We start from the raw sequence: 19,017 nt of genomic DNA, 5'->3' as shown, positions 1-19,017 counted from the left end.
TATATTTTTTTCGATTAAAATCCGATTTCAAGGTGGAAAAACATTCTTTTTGATGATGGGAAAGGGGTTACCTCAACACCACCTAATACTCCTCCACTACCGAAATTTGATACTTCCGGATCATAACTGGTATAGTCTGAAAATAGTAATAGATTATTTCCTGACACCCCAACTCTTACTTTTTGAAGAGTTCCATTAAAGGCAGTAGATAAAACGCTTCTAGGAATCGAATAATAGAGCGATAGTTCTCTGAGCTTTAAGTATTCTGAGTCTTCAACAAATATAGCTGCATTTTCACCGCTAAAGAATGCTGCGATTCGGGCATCACCTAGTCTCGAGCCATCTGCTAGAATGTCATCATAATTATACGTGCTACCTCCGAAGTCAGTTAATAGACCAGTTAAGTTAACATTTTGACCACCCTTTTTCCAGTGCCAAAGCATTGAGAATGAGAAATTTTTTAAAAATGTGATACTATTATTCCATGACATTTCCCAGTCAGGAGCTGTGTTACCAAGAACTTCAGGTGTTGAGGAGCCGTTTGTTCCAACTATTTGAGTTAAAGATTTTCCTTCTTCAATACGAATGGTTCCTAAACCCGTTCCAAAACCACCTCCCGGAGGGTTAAATGCAGGAATATCTAATCTTGTAACTTCAGATTCATTTGTCCACCAGTTTAGGATGGAATTCCAAGTGACTTTGGAGTTTTTGATAACTGTTGCATCAAGGGACAATTCAACACCTCTGTTCTCTAAATCTGCAAGGTTAGTTACTTGAGTAGTAAATCCTGAAGTGGGAGGTAAAGAAGCCTGTAAAATTAAGTCTTCAACTTTCTTATTATACCAGGTTGCCGCTAAACTAACCCTGTTTGAGAATAGCCCTAGGTCTAAACCTAATTCTAACTCTTTTGATCTTTCTGGTTGAATATCTGGGTCACCTTGAGTATTCCCGACCACTGATCCAGTTAAACCACCTGTATTTAAGGAACCTAAACTTGTAAATTGAGGCTGAGCCAATGTTGTTGAATTAGGATTAGGTACCCCACCAGCTTCACCATAAGCCGCTCTAAGTTTTAATTGGTTTACTTGAGTAAACGACCAGAAGTCGAAGTTTGCAATGTTTGCTGCAAGTGAAACTTTTGGGAAGGCGTACATTTTATTAGGGTCACCATTCAAAGTAGACTTGTCAAAACGAACACTGGCGGTTCCAATTAATTTATCATCCCAATTTGCTTCTTGTTGGATGGCATAACCAAAATCTTCGGCAGCTAATTTTCTATTAAACACAGTTAGAGATCCTGCTTGTTCAAGATTAGCTTGGCCAGATACCAGTTGTTGAGCTTGAACAGTTAGCAATTCGCGATTTTGGTTAATGCTATTGTATCCTGCAGAAGATGTTAAGTTTACTGAACCAACATTTACATTGTAAACTAAGAAAGCTGAATGATTGGTGTTGAATGTAACGTTATTTCCTCTTGAGTATAATCCATCTTGATTTCCTATTGTGAACTGTAAAAATTCAGGGAAATATAAAGTAGACTCATTGTTATAATAATCAAGACCACCTGTCAGCTTTACTTGCAAGAATGAATTGGACTTATTCATTAAGTTAACATTAAGTCCGGTTCCAATGACAAAGCGATTAGTAACATCACCAATTTCTGATTTATCCCTTGTCTGCAAAGGGTTAGAAGGGTTTGCAGGGTGATCTGGGTAAATTCCCTGTGCATTAGGATAAAGATCGTGCCATGGAAGTGTAGCAGATAAGGCTACGCCATAAGAAACGCCAGCATTATCATTATTTGTAACCCCTCTATTTGTTTGAGATTTGATGTAATTGGTTGATATGTTAAAGTCAAACATATCAGATATTTTGTGATCAATATTTGCTCTTACAGACTGTCTTTTGAATCCAGTGTTTTTGATAATGCCTTCCTCATCTTTACTGCTTGCTGCAATAAAAAATTTGGTCTTATCAGTTCCACCAGAAAGAGTTAGCCTTGAATTTAGCAAAAGACCTGTTTCGCCATACATTTCATCTTCATAGTTATAGAGCTTTCCTGCAGCCTTTGCAGCATCAAATTGAGACTGAGCAGTGGCACCAAAATCAGCTAATACACTTGCTGAAGTGAATGGTCTTATTCCTAAAGGATTTAATATTTTAGCTGTTCCAAAGTCTTGTCCAAAAGTGATATTGGTTTTACCAGTTGATCCTCTTTTGGTCGTAATAATTACAACACCTGCATTGGCTCTTGATCCATAAATAGCAGAGGCAGAGGCTCCTTTTAATATTTCCACACTTTCTATATCTGAAGGATCTAAATCGGCAATTCTATTTGCGCCATTATCCTGATTAGAGGCGGGAAGACCACCACCTGCGGCAGTTACCGTATTTGTTGCAGGTTGGTTGACTGAATTGTCAAAGTAGACACCATCTACAATATATAGAGGTTCAGAAGAACCTGTAACCGTTGTTATACCTCTTAATTTCATTGAAACACCACCACCTGGAGCACCAGAATTAGAGAGAATGTTTGCGCCAACAATTTTACCTTGTAAGCCAGCATCTAAAGTCTGAATTCCTGTTTTACCTGCCAGGGCCTCTCCATCAATGGACGCAACTGCATTTGCAGAATTAGACCTCTTAACACCAGATGCCAGACCACTAATAACAATTTCTTCAAGACTTGTCACATCTTCTGACATCGAAATATTTAGGGTTGCAGAACTAACTACAACTTCCTCAGTTAGAAATCCAATAAAGCTAAAAAGCAGTGTAGCTCCGCTATTAGCTGAAATTGAGTAGTTACCCTCAATGTCAGTAATAGTACCTTGACTGGTTCCTTTGATAACAACATTTACACCGGCAATTGGATCGCCAGTCGTGTTGTCCGTGACTTTTCCAGACACGTTCATTTGCTGCTGTGCTTGTAAAGCCAAAGGACTAACAATGGCTAAGACAAGCACTAGTGTAAGCTTGTAAATTTTTTTCATATAATTTAATTGGTTTTAAGTTTTAATTGCTAATGTACTTTAAAAAATAATCTATGGTCTAACACACTATGGGGGATATTTAGTTTTGTAAAAAGTGTCTCATGGCACATTGCAATCGTTTTAAATTTAGGAAAGGCAAAATTTAATAGCAAATTATAATTGATTTTGAATCTTCGGGTAAGTGTTAGTTGCTAGTAAAAAGTTTAACAGTTTGAACAATCTGGCTAAGATACCCTCGGCCAAATAAATTGAGATGGATAAGAAGCGGGTATAAATTATAAATGTCAATTCTAGCATCTAAATCACCTGAGATAGGGTAGGTTGAAAGATAAGCCTCGTAAAAAGCATCATCAAAGCCACCAAATAATTGCGTCATGGCCAGATCTACTTCTCTATTACCAAAATATACTGCAGGATCAATAAGGACAGGACTTCCTTTATCATCGGTCATAATATTGCCATTCCACAAATCTCCATGTAAAAGTGCGGGGCGCTCTATTTCTAATAGGCTGTCCAATTGATCATATAGTTGATCAAAGCTTTTTGAAATATATTCATCCATTAAGCCTTTGTCCCTAGCTAATTTAATCTGTGGTTTTAGTCGGCTTGAAATAAAAAATCCGATCCAATTTTCCGATTGAGAATTGTCTTGATGTAAAGAACCCATATAATTATCATGAGTCAGCCCATATTTCTGACTTGTGATTTTGTGCTGATGAGCCAGGCCTTCACCTAGCAATTGCCAATAATTCTTTGTCTTCGGGGCAGGTTTAATGTTTTCTAATAACAAGCATGAAAACTCTCCGCCTTCATAATTATCTATAACCTCTGGAATGCGAAGAATGCCCCGGCTGAGTAACTTCAGACCCAGAGCCTCTTTATGAAAGATTTTCGGAAAGTCTTTGACTTTATTCCATTTTACAAAGTAGGAAGTATTTTTTGTAATAATTGACCCGGTATAATTAATGCAGCCACCACCTACAGTTTGAAATGAATCAATAGTTCCAATTCTGGTATTCAGCCATTTTTGAATTTCTTCGGGTAAGTATGCCATCTATTCAAAAATAAATGAATTTGTCATTTCATGTTTAAATCTATTAGTTTGTTCTTTTAACCAAGCTGAAAAATGGAACATAAAGAGGTTTTGCTTACTAATGATGCTGTGATTTTTGGAATATTAATGATTCTACTGGCACTAATTTTCAAAACATCAGCACTCAAAACCCCTTTTTGGAAAAAGTTCTATACCTATATTCCTGTTATTCTTCTCGCATATTTTCTACCATCTTTACTTAACACCTTTGGGTTCGTAGATGCAGAAGCTTCGCAGCTTTACTTTGTAGCATCAAGGTTTTTATTGCCTGCATGTCTGGTGTTACTGACACTGAGTATCGACCTCAAAGAGATCTTCAAACTTGGGCCCAAAGCGCTCATTATGTTTTTCGCAGCTACTATAGGTGTTATACTGGGTGGGCCATTAGCAATACTCATAATGTCATATATCAGTCCCGATGCTGTAGGTGGTATTGGGCCTGATGCGGTATGGCGGGGCATGTCCACCATAGCAGGAAGCTGGATAGGTGGAGGAGCAAATCAGGCGGCCATGTATGAGGTATTTAAACCTTCTGATGAGCTTTATTCTGTGAGTATTACGGTAGATGTTATTGTTGCTGAAATTTGGATGGCGATTTTATTATTAGGTATTGGGCGTAAAGAGCAGATAAATAAATTTTTTAAGGCTGACAATAGTTCAATAGCCACACTTAGGGACAAAATGGAAGCGTACAGTTTGAGCATTGCCAAAATCCCTGACGTTACTGACCTGATGATGATTTTGGGGATTGGTTTTGGTATAACGGGGTTGGCACATGCTGGTGCCGATTGGATTGCCCCTGCAATTGCTAACGGTATGCCTCAGTTGTCCAAATTCAGTTTGGACAGCAAGTTCTTTTGGATTATTGTGCTGGCAACGACCTTTGGAATAGCAGTTTCATTTACTAAACTAAGGCAGTATGAAGGTGCCGGTGCTTCCAAAATAGGAACTGTATTCATCTTTATTCTGGTAGCCACTATCGGTATGAAAATGGATGTGCTCGCCATATTTGAGAACCCTGGGTTCTTTGTGGTGGGATTAATATGGATGGCAATTCATGCTGGCATTATGATCATAGCAGCAAGATTGTCGCATGCCCCTTATTTCTTTCTTGCTGTTGGTTCTAAGGCCAATATTGGCGGTGCAGCCTCAGCACCAGTTTTAGCAGCAGCCTTTCACCCATCACTGGCTCCGGTAGGTGTACTTTTGGCAGTTATGGGTTATGCTTTGGGTACTTATGGTGCATGGCTTTGTGGCTTGCTCATGCAGATAGCAGCTCAGAATTAGATTTATAGTTTCACCTGCAAGGTAGTATAAAATGACCTGGTAGCTGATGGGATAATGCCTGGCCCTGGATACCCTGTTGCCCTTCTTGTGAAGTACTCTTCATTAAGCAAGTTGTTGATACCTGCCTCCAATCTAAAGAACTTGTACCTGTAAGAAAAGGAGATGTCCATTATGCCATAGCTGGGTATTTCTCCAATAATACCTTCCCTACTATCACCTGAGGCCGGAATTTTAGTATTTTCTGCATCTGTATATTGTTGTGAAAGATAAGTGAATTGAACACTGGCAAGTAAGTTTTTAAAACCATATTTCAGACCTGTTTTTAAATTCACCAAAGGGATAAACTCAACAACTTTACCTTTCACATTGTTCTCTTCAGACTTTCGGTAGGATGAGGACGTAACCGCCAGATTTATAAATGGACTGAGGCTGAATTTTTGAACATCCATTCCCAGCGAGGAGGCCAAGTTCCAGTCAAGAAAAATTTCTGTTCCATAGATCAAAGCGTCACCTATGTTTTTTCTTACACGATCACCTTTGTTGGGGCCTTGTTCTACAAGTATTGTTCCTATCCTGTCATTGTAATTGAGCATAAAGCCGCCTATATCAAAAGATAAATATTGTTGCCATTTTCCTCTAAAACCAAAATCGCTCGTAAAACCTTTTTCATCCCTAATGTCAGGATCGATGATAAAAGTAGGGTTGACCACTCTGATATCACTGAAAGTGACAGATCGGTAGTTCTGCGAAATGTTAGCATAAAATTCCAGGTTGTCATTGAAATTATTACTTATGCCCAGCCCCATAAGTACAAAAGACCTTTCAAAGCTTCGATTATCGGTAGTGTCTTGCCTGAAAATTTCATTACCGGCATTGTTGTAACGCACTACAGTATAGTTACCTTCAGAAGCAGTTTTTATATGTTCAAACCTTACACCCGGAGTAATGGATAAATTATCGTTGATGAAAATGATGTTCTCAGCAAAGAGTGCAATATTCTGATTTGGAAATTCGAAGTCCGATTGGTTTGGGTAGGAGGGATACTGTTCATTTTGAAAGGTGAAGTTAGCATCCACTCCATTGGTGCCAGGTCCCTGAATTGAAGTATTTTCTGATTTATAGTATTTAGAACCAATAAGAAAAACGGCCTTTTTACTTGCAATTTGATATCTGGTCAGGTATTTAGCCTCTGCGCCCCAATTGTCGAATTCGCCTTTGATAAGGTCTCTTGTAAAAGCCGATGGATCATCAACCTCTGTGATAGGATTACGTTCGGGCCTTTGTGGGTCACCTCTAAAGCCCAGGGCTTTTCTTTCGGCATTTAGCCCAAATAGATTGAGGCTGAAACTTGATGCATTGGATAGTTTGTGCTCAAACTTCAGGGCTGCTAATTTCCAATCTACTTCAAACCAGTTTCTATCCCTATTGCTTACTTCTATGTCTTCATTAAATTGCGTGTCTGTGAGGCCTCCAGGTTGTTTTGACAAGTATGACAAGTATGTGCCTTCGAATGAAAGCCTTGTTCTGTCTGAAAAATTGTAGTTCAATTGAGCAAAGAAATTCTTAGAGTCAAACTCTGAATTTGGCCTGAACCCATCACCTTTTTTATAGTTGAAATAAGAGTAATAACTAAACTTGCCTAAAGTTCCAGAAAGGCTATTGAAACTTGTGAAAAGATTGAATGACCCAACTGTTTGCCGCGAAGTGAGTTCTATCTTTTTGGTGGCATTGGGCTTTTTTAGTTTGAAGTTTATGAGGCCACCAAACTGGGTGCCGTATTGTAATGACGCAGCCCCTCTAATTACCTGTATTTCAGATAGTGCTTCTGCCGGTGGTGTATAATAGCTTTCAGGATAGCCCAGCACATCTGCACTAATATCATAGCCATTCTGCCGTGTATTGAAATTTGCTGTCCTGTTGGGGTCAAGGCCTCTGCCGCCAACATTCAGCTGAAGGCCTGCGTCATTATTCTCATAAATGTTAAGTCCCACCACTTGAGCATAGATCTGCCTCGCATTATTCGCTGCCATGTTGGCCACGGCCTGATCTAAAAGAATAACCTCTGATTTTTTTCCTGCATAAATTGATGTGCCTTCGACCGGATTAAGTCTACTTAAACTAAACACTTCTTCTCTTTTTTGGCTGATAACTACTTCGGATAACTCATTGCTGAAAGGCTGAAGTTCTATTTGGGTGATTACATTTTCGGCAATCTCAAAACTCTGCTCCAGGGTATTGTATCCGGCTGCAAAAACAATGACCGTGTATTTTCCCTGAGAAAGATTGCTAAATGAAAATTCACCTTTTAAGGAAGTCCTTTTCAGATCGCTGGTCTCCTTAATAAAAACCTCGGCATCCTGAAGCGGCTTGCTTAATTCTCCATCAAGCACTTTTCCAGATAAGGTAAACTGCGCATGCACTGAAAACGCAGCCAATATTAAAATTAATGATATGCTAAAAGCCTTTAATCTCATCTTCAAATGGTAATATCCAGGTCTTGGGTTTAAACGAATCGCGTTGTTTTACAAGGTTAACTGTTGGGTCAATATAAGGTTTGCTCCTTCTGCCATTAAGGGCAACATAGCTCTCTACATATACTTTGGGGTCAGTTTTGCCCTGAGCAGCATAATAGTCCTTTAAATAGTGAGCGTATTCTAAAATAAAATCCGGTTGTGTAGCCATTTGCTTCTCTTGAAAGGCGGTAAGGTGCTCCAAATTATCAACATGCTGTGTTTCCCCTGTTTGACTATCAACAATCTTAAATTGCGCTATTCCTGCCTTTTCCATGAGCATAACCCGCCATGAAAACCTGTAGCCTTCTTCAGTCCAGAAAAGCTCACCCGGATAGGCCAGGTGCCTAAATGGGAAAGTCAGCTGAATAAAAAAGAATATTGATAGCAGTCCTAGTTTAAGCTTAGAAGTTAGCAGTTTGTAATGTAGGGTGGCACCATTGTTAAACTTGCCTGTAGTTGTTTTAAATAGGCTTGCTAAATGATTAAGGAGCTTTTGGTGAACAGAGGCATCAAAGAAAATTAAAGCACTTACAATCATGATATAAGGAAACATGCCAATGGGAAATAAGACCCTGGTAAGCACATGAAAGATAACAACAAGGATGAAGGCAACTAACCTTGTTCTTTTGTATATCAACAGAAATGGGATAGTTAGGTCATAAAGAGCGCCACACCAGCTAAAGGCATAAATAACCCAGGTTTTATGTAAAAGATCACCTATGATAGGCAAATCATATTTACCAGGTAACCAGATTTTCAATGGCATTGCATGAATCAGCCAATCCGAATTTAACTTGGCCAGCCCTGCATAAAAATAGACTATACATAAAAGCAGTTTTATAGCATCAGTAGTCCATTGTGGAATGTATTCAAACCTTTTGGACGGATCATTTTTGGCATCAAGAGAGAAATAAGCACTTGCTGGCAGAAAGATCATGATAAAGCTGAGCAGGCTGATAAAGTAGTAATGGTTTAGGTAAGTTGTCTTATCCATCAACTCTATGTAAGTGAAAGTTAAAAAGAATGTGATGATGGATATTTTGTACTTATAACCCAGGGCTATACCTATTGAAGACAATGCACAGATAACAAATAGGAGGTAGGTGAACTCCCCAATAGGTTGCACCCATTCAAAGCCATAATATGTGAAGTGGAATTTTGGATTTATATAAAGCTTGGCTACCCACCCATAGCTCCAAAACCTGATGATGCTGATGAGCATCATCAAACCAAATAAAATACGAAAGGCTGCCAATGGTGCAGCCCTCGTAGTTTTTTTGATATAGTTACTTATCAATGTTGACATTAATCCCCGTCAGCATCTACAAAGTCAACTTTAATGTTTAAAGCCTGAAACATGTCTACTTTAAGTAAAACAACATTGGCTTGTAACGCATCATAAGTATTAAGCATTAATGCGTTATCATTTTCTATCTGAAGAAAGAAACTATCGTTTAACATTTGACTTCTGCTTCTGGAAATCTCAAACTGATTGTTGATAAGAGTGTTTAAGTCCTCTGAGGAACCATTTGAATGAATGAATTCCAAATAGTCGTCCAGGCTGATGCCTGAACCAGATCCATCGTAAAAATCGCCATTAAAAAAGCCCTGCGCTGCATCCAGTGCAGTAGAGAACAATATTTTAGAAGCATCATTCTTATAAAACGCTTCAACATTATCGCTAAGTGGGGTGTTGGAAAACACACCAGCCGGGATACCAATTTTTCCTGCCCTTAAAAACTTTTCATAGTAGAACATATAGTCATTTACAAGCTTGTTAACCGAGCTTGTTGCACTTGAGCCGTCATTGGAAATAAAAGCTTCGCGATAGCCAGTTTCCCAATCTTGCAACACTTCTTGGGCCAAGGTGTTGAGCCGTGATGTTAAAGCCTTTAGGTATGTTCCATATTTAGGATCTTGATTGAATTTGTCAGTGATTAAAGCATCATCGGAAGCCAGCCCGTTGATCAAATAATCGATGGCAGGAAATCCCTGAGCCACTCTGCTGGAGGGGAGTTCAAGGTTGTAATCTCCAGTTGAAATGTTAGACTCAATGGTTTCTACATTTGTTGGGTAAATATTAGTAAAATCCCTAAGCGCAATTGCTTCTGCTTTGCCTATTTCAAACATAGAAACCTTTTGCCATAGGGTGTAGGCATCAAGCCATGCAGATCTGAGACCCTCTAGATTTTCTATAGTTGAGGTTTCGGCAAATACAGCAGAGGCTTCATCTAATGTAATGAGCGAAGCAGTATATGATGTATAGCCAGGGATTATAATATTATCGGCCCAGTTGGCGAGCATTGCACCCCTGTCAAAGTTATCAGTGTTAACCTGAGGCTCTTCATCGGAGGAACATGCCCAAAATACAAGGCCAGATATCAGTAAAGTGCAAATCTTCAATAACTTCATTGATTACTATTTAATCCAAATACATGGAGTGATACTTTTTCTAGTTAGCTGCCTGATCAATGGTAAATTGAAATTTTGCTACAATTTCTTCGGACAGTTCGTCAAGCGTTGTTGGCTCAACATCCCACAATCCATTGTCACCATCCCCCATTAATTTTTCCAGCATGGCATTTACTTCGTTATGGGTAAAATAAGGCAGGTCTGTTCCAAGTTGACGTGTAAATTGCAGGCTATAAATAAAACCATAGCCTTCTGATAAACCATGGAAAGCTGAACCGTACAAAGCAGTGTTATCACGGTCATCTGGCAATGCGTTTTTGCCAGCCTGAAGGTAGTGTACAGCCCTGATAGCAATTACTTCAGATATTTTTTCCCTGATTATTTGAGCTTGCTGGTCCCTGATTGTATAATCCCCCGCCACTATGGCCGCACGGCCAAGTTTGAAGGCTTCAAAAATTTCGTTTGCAATTCCGGCAAAGTCATTATCATTTTCTGCGCGACCGATATATTTGTTTAAGAAGCTGTCATCTGAGCCAATAGAGGCATTCGGGTTGGTTTTGTCGGCTGATGTGCCATAAAGGTAGCCATAGGCTTCATCCCACTTGTGCTCCATGGTGGTATAGTTGGTGCCATCTTCCAACAGTTCACTGTCATTACTTGCACGATTGTCCGCTTCATCAAGGACTGCGGTGCCCAGATAGTTGTTTAACATCTGATCTGCCATTAAGGCGCCTATCAATGATTTGGCCACTAGCTGGTTGTATTCCAAACCTTTGGAATTAACAAACCTTGTTGAACTTCCATCAGCTATTTGACCTGCAATACCGGGAGCTGCCACGGTATTCTCATTAGGAAAAACCTTGTTAACCTGCCCGGAAATCCACTCTTCAAAGTCAGCCTTTATTATGCTTGATGTTGAGGTATTGGTAAAGAAGAAATCCCTTGAAGCGGCTACTTTGCTTTTAATATTTTTGTTGTCCGCGTTTAAAGCTGGATCTGAATAGGGATTGGCATCTCCACCGTCAGCAGTCTCATTTCTGTACATTTCCAATTGCAATGCTTCTGATGTAGAAAAGTCCATCATGGCAGATATCAATTCTTCGGCCATTTGTATTCTTGTAGTCTGACCTGTAAACGAAACAGTACTTTGTCCATTTCTCTCAAATGAGTAGGTTTCAGGATTATCTATTGATGGGCCATTGTCACTATCATCGCTACACGAGGCTAATAGTATGGTTGTAAAAATTAGACTTAAAAATACTTTGTTCATTATAACTTATTTAGACTTATTAAAAATAGACTACAAATTTATATGCCTCGAAAATAATAACAAGCTTTATTTAGATTAATTTTAAATAAAATTTCAATCGTTATTCCAGACTATATTGAGGCTATTGAGTTATGGAGCGGGATGAGTAATTAAATAACCCTTCTATAACTTTCTTATTAGCCTTGTAGTTGTTATTATAGCTATCAATCGAATTTGAATTAAATTTCTTGGCATGCCCAGAACCATAATAGTTTCTAATAGATTACCAGTTAAAGTACTTAAGGACAAAGAAGGGGAACTCAGCTATGTTCCCAGTGAAGGTGGGCTTGCCACAGGACTAAGTTCTATTTACAAGAGCGGCAACAACCTTTGGGTGGGATGGCCTGGCAGGTACTTTACTAATAAGGAAAAGAAGAAAGAAGCTAAAGAGGCTTTGGAAAAACAGAATATGGCACCTGTTTTTTTAAGCCAGGAGGAGATCAAGCTTTATTATGAAGGTTTTAGCAATGAAACCCTGTGGCCTACATTTCATTATTTCAATCAATATGCATTATATAAAAAGTCTTATTGGCAGGCCTATGAACAGGTGAATCAGAAGTTTTGTGATGAAATATTGAAGGTAATTGAGCCTGGCGATAAAGTTTGGGTGCACGACTATCAGCTCATGCTGGTGCCTAAAATGATCCGGGACATTCATCCTGACGTGAGCATTGGTTTTTTTCTACATATTCCATTCCCATCTTTCGAGGTTTTCAGATTGTTACCCTGGAGGAGGCAGCTACTTGATGGAGTGCTGGGTGCTGACTTGGTAGGCTTTCACACCTATGACGACATGCGCCATTTTTTAAGTGCCGTAAGCCGTGTATGCTATATCAGTAATCAACACGGACAGATACTCAAAGATAGACGCTCTGTTGCCACTGACTCTTTTCCTATAGGTATTGATTATGATAAGTATGCACAACAAGCTGCTCATCCTGAAACTTTAAGCAGGGAAGTGCAATACAGAACGTCCCTGGGAAACCAAAAGCTGATTTTGTCCATTGACAGGCTGGATTATTCTAAAGGCATTCCGGCAAGGCTTCAGATTTTTGATATATTTTTAGAAAAATACCCGGAGTATATAGGCAAAGTTTCATTGCTGATGGTGGTTGTGCCTTCCAGGGATAAAGTGGGTAAATACAAGGATTTGAAGGAAGAAGTTGACCTGCTTGTAGGCAGAATAAACGGAAAGTATGGTACTGTCAACTGGACTCCGATACATTATTTCTATCGCTCATTTCCATTAGAAGATTTATCGGCATTTTATCGTATGGCCGATGTGGCCATGGTAACACCAATGCGTGATGGCATGAACCTGGTGTGCAAGGAATATTTGGCCAGTAAATTGGACCAAAAAGGTGTGCTTATCCTGAGCGAAATGGCAGGTGCGTCAAAAGAGCTTTCAGATGCATTGATTGTAAACCCGAATGATAAACATCAGGTGGTGAAAGCCATTTACAGGGCACTTACTATGCCGGAGGATGAGCAGGTGAGGCACACTGCTATAATGCAGAAAACACTTAAGAAATTTAATATCCACCATTGGGTAGATCTGTTTATGAGTAAGCTTGACGAGGTTGCGAAAAAGAGAAATGAACTTGCTACTAAAGTGTTTGACAAGAAAGTGGAAGAGAAGATGGTAAGCAAATATACAGCTGCTGCAAATCGGATGCTTTTTCTTGATTATGATGGAACACTAGTCCCTTTTCATAGTGATCCGATGGCCGTAAATCCTGATGAGGAATTGCTAAGTATAATTACCAGACTGAGCAGTAATCCTAAGAACCGGGTAGTAATTATAAGTGGCAGGGATAGGGGCACTTTAGAAAAATGGCTTGGACATTTACCAGTAGACTTCATTGGCGAGCATGGTGTCTGGCTCAAAGATAAGGATGGTGATTGGAACATGGCTGAAGGTCTTGATAACCGCTGGAAGGCTGAAATCAAGAAGATATTAGACATCTATGTAAATAAAACCCCAGGTTCATTTATTGAAGTAAAGGACTATTCTCTGGTATGGCACTACCGTAAAGTGGAGACCGGACTGGGTGAATTACGAGCGAGAGAGATTATTAGCCACCTTAAGTACTTATCAGTTAATATGAACCTTCAGGTGCTTGAGGGTAATAAGGTAGTTGAAATTAAGAATATCGAAGTAAATAAGGGAAAAGCCGCACTTAAATGGCTTCAAAAGAATAAGCCAGATTTCATACTGTCTCTAGGTGACGACTGGACAGATGAAGATACCTTTAAAGCGCTACCTGATAAAGCCTTCACTGTAAAAGTAGGAGGTATCCATTCAGCCGCTAAATATAGTGTTGAAGACTACAAAGATGTAAGGCAGTTACTAACTGCCCTTATAGAAAGTTAGGGGTATCCAGTTTTTTGCTGATCCTGTAAGCGGCATTAACTAGTCCAACATGGCTATACGCCTGAGGGAAATTACCCCACATGCTTCCATTTGTAGCATCTACATCTTCACTCAATAATCCCAAATGGTTGCTATAAGTTAAAAGCTGCTCAAAGGTTTCTATGGCTTCATCCATTCTTCCTACACAAGTGAGGGCCTCTACATACCAAAATGCGCAGATCAGGAAAGTTGTCTCAGGTTCACCAAAATCATCTTTGTGTTTGTACCTAAAAAATAGTCCTTCTTTGGTTTTAAGATCTTTCTCTAAGGCTTCCAGATGCTTTTTAGCTACATCAGAGTTGCCATCAAGGTAGTTCATCATTATCAGTTGTAAATCACTGGCATCAAGGTTTTGTGTTCCAATAGCTTGCGTATAAACGCCTCTTTTTTTGTCAAAACAAGACTCAATTTTGTCAGAGGATGCTTTAATTAATTTTTCGGCCAGCTGTTCTATTTTCTTGTCACCAAACATGCGGCCTATTTTCTTAGCTGCTGATGCTCCGGCCCAATGAAATAAGTAGGTATATGAATGATATTGGGCAAGGTTTCTAAACTCCCAAAGGCCTGCATCAGGCTCATCCATAAGTCTTTCTATTTTTTGAAGAAGGTCGAACACCAGCTTTAAGGAATCGGAGCGCTCGTCATTGATAAAACGCTTATCAATATAAAGTGGAAGCAGTGAAACAAGTACCTGTCCGTACACGTCATTTTGAACATGCGTGTAAGCTTGATTTCCAATTCTTACTGGTTTATTGCCCAAATAGCCCGGTAGGTCTAATATTTTTTCATCTAGATTTGAGGTGGCCGAAATGCTGTACAGTGGCTGAAACCTGTCCTTAACCTGAACTGAAATGTTGACTATATAATTAAAATAGCGCTCAAGCTCTTCAAAGTGACCAATGTTGTTAAAAGCCGTAAGTGTATAGTAAGAGTCCCGCATCCAACAATACCTGTAATCCCAGTTTCTGCCACTGCCATCTGCTTCTGGCAAGCTGGTAGTGCCAGCTGCTATTATGGCACCAGTATCTTCATATTGGTGAATTTTAAGTGCCAGAGCAGATCTGTTAATCTTGGCCTGGTGAAAATTGCTTACGCTCATGTTTTTCACCCAACCTTGCCAGTAAAGTGTAGTTTTTTCAAGGAACGCTTCGCAAGTGCTCTTTAATGATGCTTCTAAAGGAGCACCATATGTCAGCACTAAATATTTACATTCGTTTAGGACTATTGCCTGGTCATTGACAACATAGGAGAGAGGAAAGTCAGTGGTTAACCTTAATTCCTTTTCCATTCCCAAATACTCTATATGGTTGCTGGCCTCGTATTGTGTAGGTTTTATTTTACCATAGTTACCCACGGGTTGGCAGTTAACCTTTACTCTAGGTGCTCCTTCCAGTGGTTCCACCTTTCTTATTAGCATCAGGGGCTTGTAATATCTATCAAATTGATAAAAGCGCGGAGCAAAGTCAGTCACCCTGTACTTTCCTTCTTCACAGGTTATTTCTGTGCAAAGAATGTTTGTGTTTTCTTTATAGTATTGATGGCTTTCTTTGATATCTCCATGTGGCAGTAAAGTGAATTTACCTCCATTTTTATCATCCAGGAGACTGCCAAAAATGAAGCTGCTGTCAAACCGAGGCCAGCACATCCATTCGATGCTGGTGTTTTTATTGATATGAGCTTGAAATGAGCAATTACCAATTAAACCCATGTCGTAAGTGTGTCGCTTAGCCATGTAATTACATTTTAGTTAAATATTAAAACTAATGCTTAGAAAGTGGTTGTGCAAACAAGGATTGAGAGGGTTAACCTCTAAAAGAAATGGATGCGTTAATTCAGGTGATTTCAAACGTTACCGAAGCGCGTAATTTTATTTCAATTTTTTAACCGCTTCAAATATGGCCTTTTCTATTTCTTCAACATTAAATGGCTTTGTGAAGAATTTTTGAATAAGGTTGGTCTTAAGGGCATTTTCTATTTCTTCGTTGTAATCAAACCCGGTAAGTATATAATAAAATATGTTGTTATACTTCTCTTTTGCCTTTTCAATAAACTCAATTCCATTCATAACCGGCATCCTCATATCACTAATCACCACAATAATTTCGTCATGATGATTTTCCAATTCTTCTAAGGCCTTTGTTGCGGATAGCGAGGTTATTATGTTGAATTTCGATTGAAAATTGGCTTTAAATAAGAATAGGTTGATATCCTCGTCATCAACATAAAGGATTGTTATATTTTTGTCACTTGCCATTTATATATTTTTCTTAGCAAATTTTAATTTAATGGAACCTTATTGTAAAAGTGGTGCCTTTGTTTATTTCAGATTTAACAGAGACTTCCCCGTTATGTTCTTCAATTATGGAATTTGTAATGAATAATCCAAGTCCGGTTCCTTTTCCAGGATCTTTTGTTGTGAAGAAAGGATCACCAATTTTTGATAAGTTTTCCTCGCTAATCCCTGACCCATCATCCATTATACTTACTTCTAAGATATCCCCTTTTTGCTTTGTAATAATTCTGATATTACCACTTTTTTCAATAGCCTGTTCAGCATTTGAAAGGATATTAAGAAAGGCCTGATGCAATCTGCCTTCATTGCCCTTAACTATGGCATTACCTTCTTGATATTCTTTAGAAACTGAAACCTTATGCTTAAGATTATTTTTAAGTATTTCCAGGCAGTTATCTATAATTTCATGAAGGTCACATTTCTCATCCATAGACATTTGTTGCCTGCTAAAATGACTTAAGCTTTTAACTATTTTTCCGGCTCTATTCACGCCATCGTTAATGATATCTATGTACGGCTTTAGGTTTTCAATTTCTTTATTCAATTTCGAGTTATTCAACTCTTGAATAAGTGCTGAAAGCCCATTTTGAATAAAATTTAGGGGGTTGTTTATTTCATGACCGATGCCCGCAGCAAGCACACCTAAGGACGCCATTTTTTCAGCTTTTAAGAGTTGCTGTTGAGTGGTTTTTAAATTCTCCAATGCTTTAGCCAACTCATCATTACCTTTTTTTAACTCAACGTTTTTTTCTTCTAATGCTTCTGTTCTTTCCTTAACTATTTCTTCTAAGTTTTCAGTATAGCGCTCCAATTTAGCCTGTGCTTGCTTGAGGAGTGTGATGTCTTCAATAAACAATGATGATCCTGTTACTTCACCATTTTGATAGATTGGGTTATAGCTGAACAGGAAATAAAGTGTGTCGGTGTCAGTTGGGTATTCTACTGTCTCTTGAAATTTTTCGCCATTAAGGGCTCTGTCTTGAAAGCGTTTCCATTCCTCTACTAGAGGGCTGTTCATTGCAGCAAAAATATCCATCCCTTTAGTAAGGGTTATATTCTCCACCTCTTTAGCATATTGGGCAAAGGGCTGATTAAACTCAACCAACATTTTGTTTTTATCAAATAATGCTATCAGGCTCTGAGTGCTTTCAAATATGGCTTTTAAATTAGCTTCTCTTTCAATTAGCTGCTTTTGGGCTATTTTTTTATCTGTCTCGTCTATACCAAAAAATAGAATTTCAATTTCATCACTTACATGACGTTTAACCAATTGCCAGTTAATCGATTTTTCTTGACCGCTTGATGTGAGGAGTGTACCAGTATAAGTGTCTTTATTATTGATAAGACCAGTATTCCAAAAGATTTCAATTTTGTCTTGCGACAAATTTGGAAATAAGATGCTGGCCAGGTTTGATTTTTTAATTTGATCCTTTTGATATTCTAATAGTACTTTGCCAGCAGGGTTAATAAATGAACAATCATAATTTTTATCCAACCCTAGAATTATGATTGGAGAGCTATCAATGATATTTGAACTAAAGTTTTTTTCCTTTTCAATATTTAAGAAATACTGTTTTTCTTTTTTATCAGTGTAGAAATAAGTTATCCAAAGTATTGCACTGAGCAAGATGTAGATTGCCAGCATGATCCAGGTTAAAGGGATCATTTCGGCCCATAAAACATTTTGATTTACAGATACTACCAACTCATGATTTAGACCTATTAAATCAGCTTTAATTAAAAATGAAGCATGGTTTTCAAATGTATTAAAGCCATTGTAATATTTGACATCCGCAATTTCATTCTCTGAGAGCTCTGTGTAAATGGACGCTTCTTTTCTTAGTAAAGCAACATAATCCTTCACTGGTAAAGGGTAATAAAGCTGCGTAGTATTAAAATCTTTATTAATAAGATGAATTCTGTAGGTGGAATCAAAACCAAAACTTAACAGTTCCTGATTTAAACTATTGTACTGTAAGGCTGTGGTGTTTAATGCTATTAGATTATTTAAGCTATCACGTATTGGCACTCTTATGGGCAGTATCCAGTCAACAACATTTGGAAAATAGTATGCTTCCCCAATTGATATATTGTCCACTTGTTTTGCTTTCAAAAATGACCTTTTCGAATTTTCTGAAAGCATGAGGTGGGGCAAAGAATCACCAACATTCGCCTCAGAAAAAACTAAAACTTGACCTGTAGTGTCCGCAAAGCCAAAGGCTAATAACTCTTTATAATTGGAATTGGCTTTTCTGGCCAAATCAATCCTTCTAACCTGTGCATTTTCGCCTTTAACTTCAGCCAATTGTTGTCCTAAACTTAATAGCGTATTACTCCACTGCCTGAAACTCAACTCGTAATACCTTTTGATGACAGCACTAGAGTAGTTTAAGTCCTTTAATCTATCACGCTTTATGTCATTAAATAGCCAGATGCCTATAGCAAAAGCAGAAAGTGTTAGGAGAAAGAAAGTATAAATAAAAAATATACGTATTACAGGTCTTTTTCCTTCTTTCATTTTAAAAAAAACTACAATCTAATCAAGTTCGGAATTTAGCCATTATTCTGTGATTTTTCACCTTTTTATCAGAAGCAATTTATGTGTCAGGTGTTAAATAGGGCTGCATTTTAGTCATGAGCACGGTTCATGTCATCGAATAAAAATGCGTAATAGCGATAATTCCTTACATACAGTGAGAAAAAT

General features: G+C 38.4%; 11 protein-coding genes. 2 read left to right on the top strand and 9 right to left on the bottom strand.

The genetic code is table 11. The features are described 5' to 3' along the window. Positions 1 to 14 precede the first annotated feature (14 nt). On the bottom strand, positions 15 to 2,993 hold the full coding sequence (locus RIB54_RS09545; protein WP_350100700.1) for a SusC/RagA family TonB-linked outer membrane protein: 2,979 nt from the start codon (positions 2,991 to 2,993) through the stop codon (positions 15 to 17). Between the two features lie 184 nt (positions 2,994 to 3,177). After that, the gene (locus RIB54_RS09540; RefSeq protein WP_350100699.1) at positions 3,178 to 4,047 is read right to left on the bottom strand and encodes a fructosamine kinase family protein; all 870 of its coding nucleotides are present in this window, start codon (positions 4,045 to 4,047) and stop codon (positions 3,178 to 3,180) included. Positions 4,048 to 4,119: 72 nt separating this feature from the next. Here RIB54_RS09540 and RIB54_RS09535 point away from each other — a divergent pair, with 72 nt between their 5' ends. Next, on the top strand, positions 4,120 to 5,373 hold the full coding sequence (locus RIB54_RS09535; RefSeq protein WP_350100698.1) for a DUF819 family protein: 1,254 nt from the start codon (positions 4,120 to 4,122) through the stop codon (positions 5,371 to 5,373). A 2-nt stretch (positions 5,374 to 5,375) separates the two neighbouring features. Here the strand turns inward: RIB54_RS09535 and RIB54_RS09530 are convergent, their stop codons facing one another. From RIB54_RS09530 to RIB54_RS09515, 4 genes are read right to left on the bottom strand one after another with little or no spacing between them, the layout of a single operon-like run. Further along, entirely contained in the window at positions 5,376 to 7,847 is a 2,472-nt protein-coding gene (locus RIB54_RS09530; RefSeq protein ID WP_350100696.1) for a TonB-dependent receptor domain-containing protein, read from the bottom strand. After that, positions 7,828 to 9,192, bottom strand: a complete 1,365-nt coding sequence (locus RIB54_RS09525; protein ID WP_350100695.1) for an HTTM domain-containing protein — start codon at positions 9,190 to 9,192, stop codon at positions 7,828 to 7,830. The genes RIB54_RS09530 and RIB54_RS09525 overlap by 20 nt, the downstream gene beginning before the upstream one ends. Beyond that, positions 9,192 to 10,298 (bottom strand): imelysin family protein, encoded by a 1,107-nt coding sequence (locus tag RIB54_RS09520; RefSeq protein WP_350100694.1) that lies wholly within the window; start codon positions 10,296 to 10,298, stop codon positions 9,192 to 9,194. The genes RIB54_RS09525 and RIB54_RS09520 overlap by 1 nt, the downstream gene beginning before the upstream one ends. Positions 10,299 to 10,338: 40 nt before the next feature. Further along, complete coding sequence (locus RIB54_RS09515; protein ID WP_350100693.1) at positions 10,339 to 11,568, bottom strand: DUF4856 domain-containing protein; 1,230 nt, start codon at positions 11,566 to 11,568, stop codon at positions 10,339 to 10,341. Positions 11,569 to 11,800: 232 nt separating this feature from the next. Here RIB54_RS09515 and RIB54_RS09510 point away from each other — a divergent pair, with 232 nt between their 5' ends. Next, entirely contained in the window at positions 11,801 to 13,981 is a 2,181-nt protein-coding gene (locus tag RIB54_RS09510) for a bifunctional alpha,alpha-trehalose-phosphate synthase (UDP-forming)/trehalose-phosphatase (protein WP_350071712.1), read from the top strand. Here RIB54_RS09510 and RIB54_RS09505 read toward each other — a convergent pair. The 3 genes from RIB54_RS09505 to RIB54_RS09495 all read right to left on the bottom strand — a co-directional run bounded on the left by RIB54_RS09505 (position 13,968) and on the right by RIB54_RS09495 (position 18,831). Then, positions 13,968 to 15,752, bottom strand: coding sequence for a glycoside hydrolase family 15 protein (locus RIB54_RS09505; RefSeq protein ID WP_350100691.1), 1,785 nt, complete (start codon positions 15,750 to 15,752; stop codon positions 13,968 to 13,970). The two genes, RIB54_RS09510 and RIB54_RS09505, sit on opposite strands and share 14 nt — an antisense overlap. Before the next feature lie 135 nt (positions 15,753 to 15,887). Beyond that, the gene (locus RIB54_RS09500; RefSeq protein WP_350100690.1) at positions 15,888 to 16,274 is read right to left on the bottom strand and encodes a response regulator; all 387 of its coding nucleotides are present in this window, start codon (positions 16,272 to 16,274) and stop codon (positions 15,888 to 15,890) included. 28 nt (positions 16,275 to 16,302) lie between these two features. Next, entirely contained in the window at positions 16,303 to 18,831 is a 2,529-nt protein-coding gene (locus RIB54_RS09495; RefSeq protein WP_350100689.1) for an ATP-binding protein, read from the bottom strand. Positions 18,832 to 19,017 lie beyond the last annotated feature (186 nt).

Origin of the sequence: Fulvivirga sp., from assembly GCF_040218215.1 — a bacterium.
GTDB lineage: Bacteria > Bacteroidota > Bacteroidia > Cytophagales > Cyclobacteriaceae > Fulvivirga.
The sequence above is the reverse complement of the archived record's forward strand: the minus strand, read 5'-3'. Positions and strand labels throughout refer to the sequence as shown.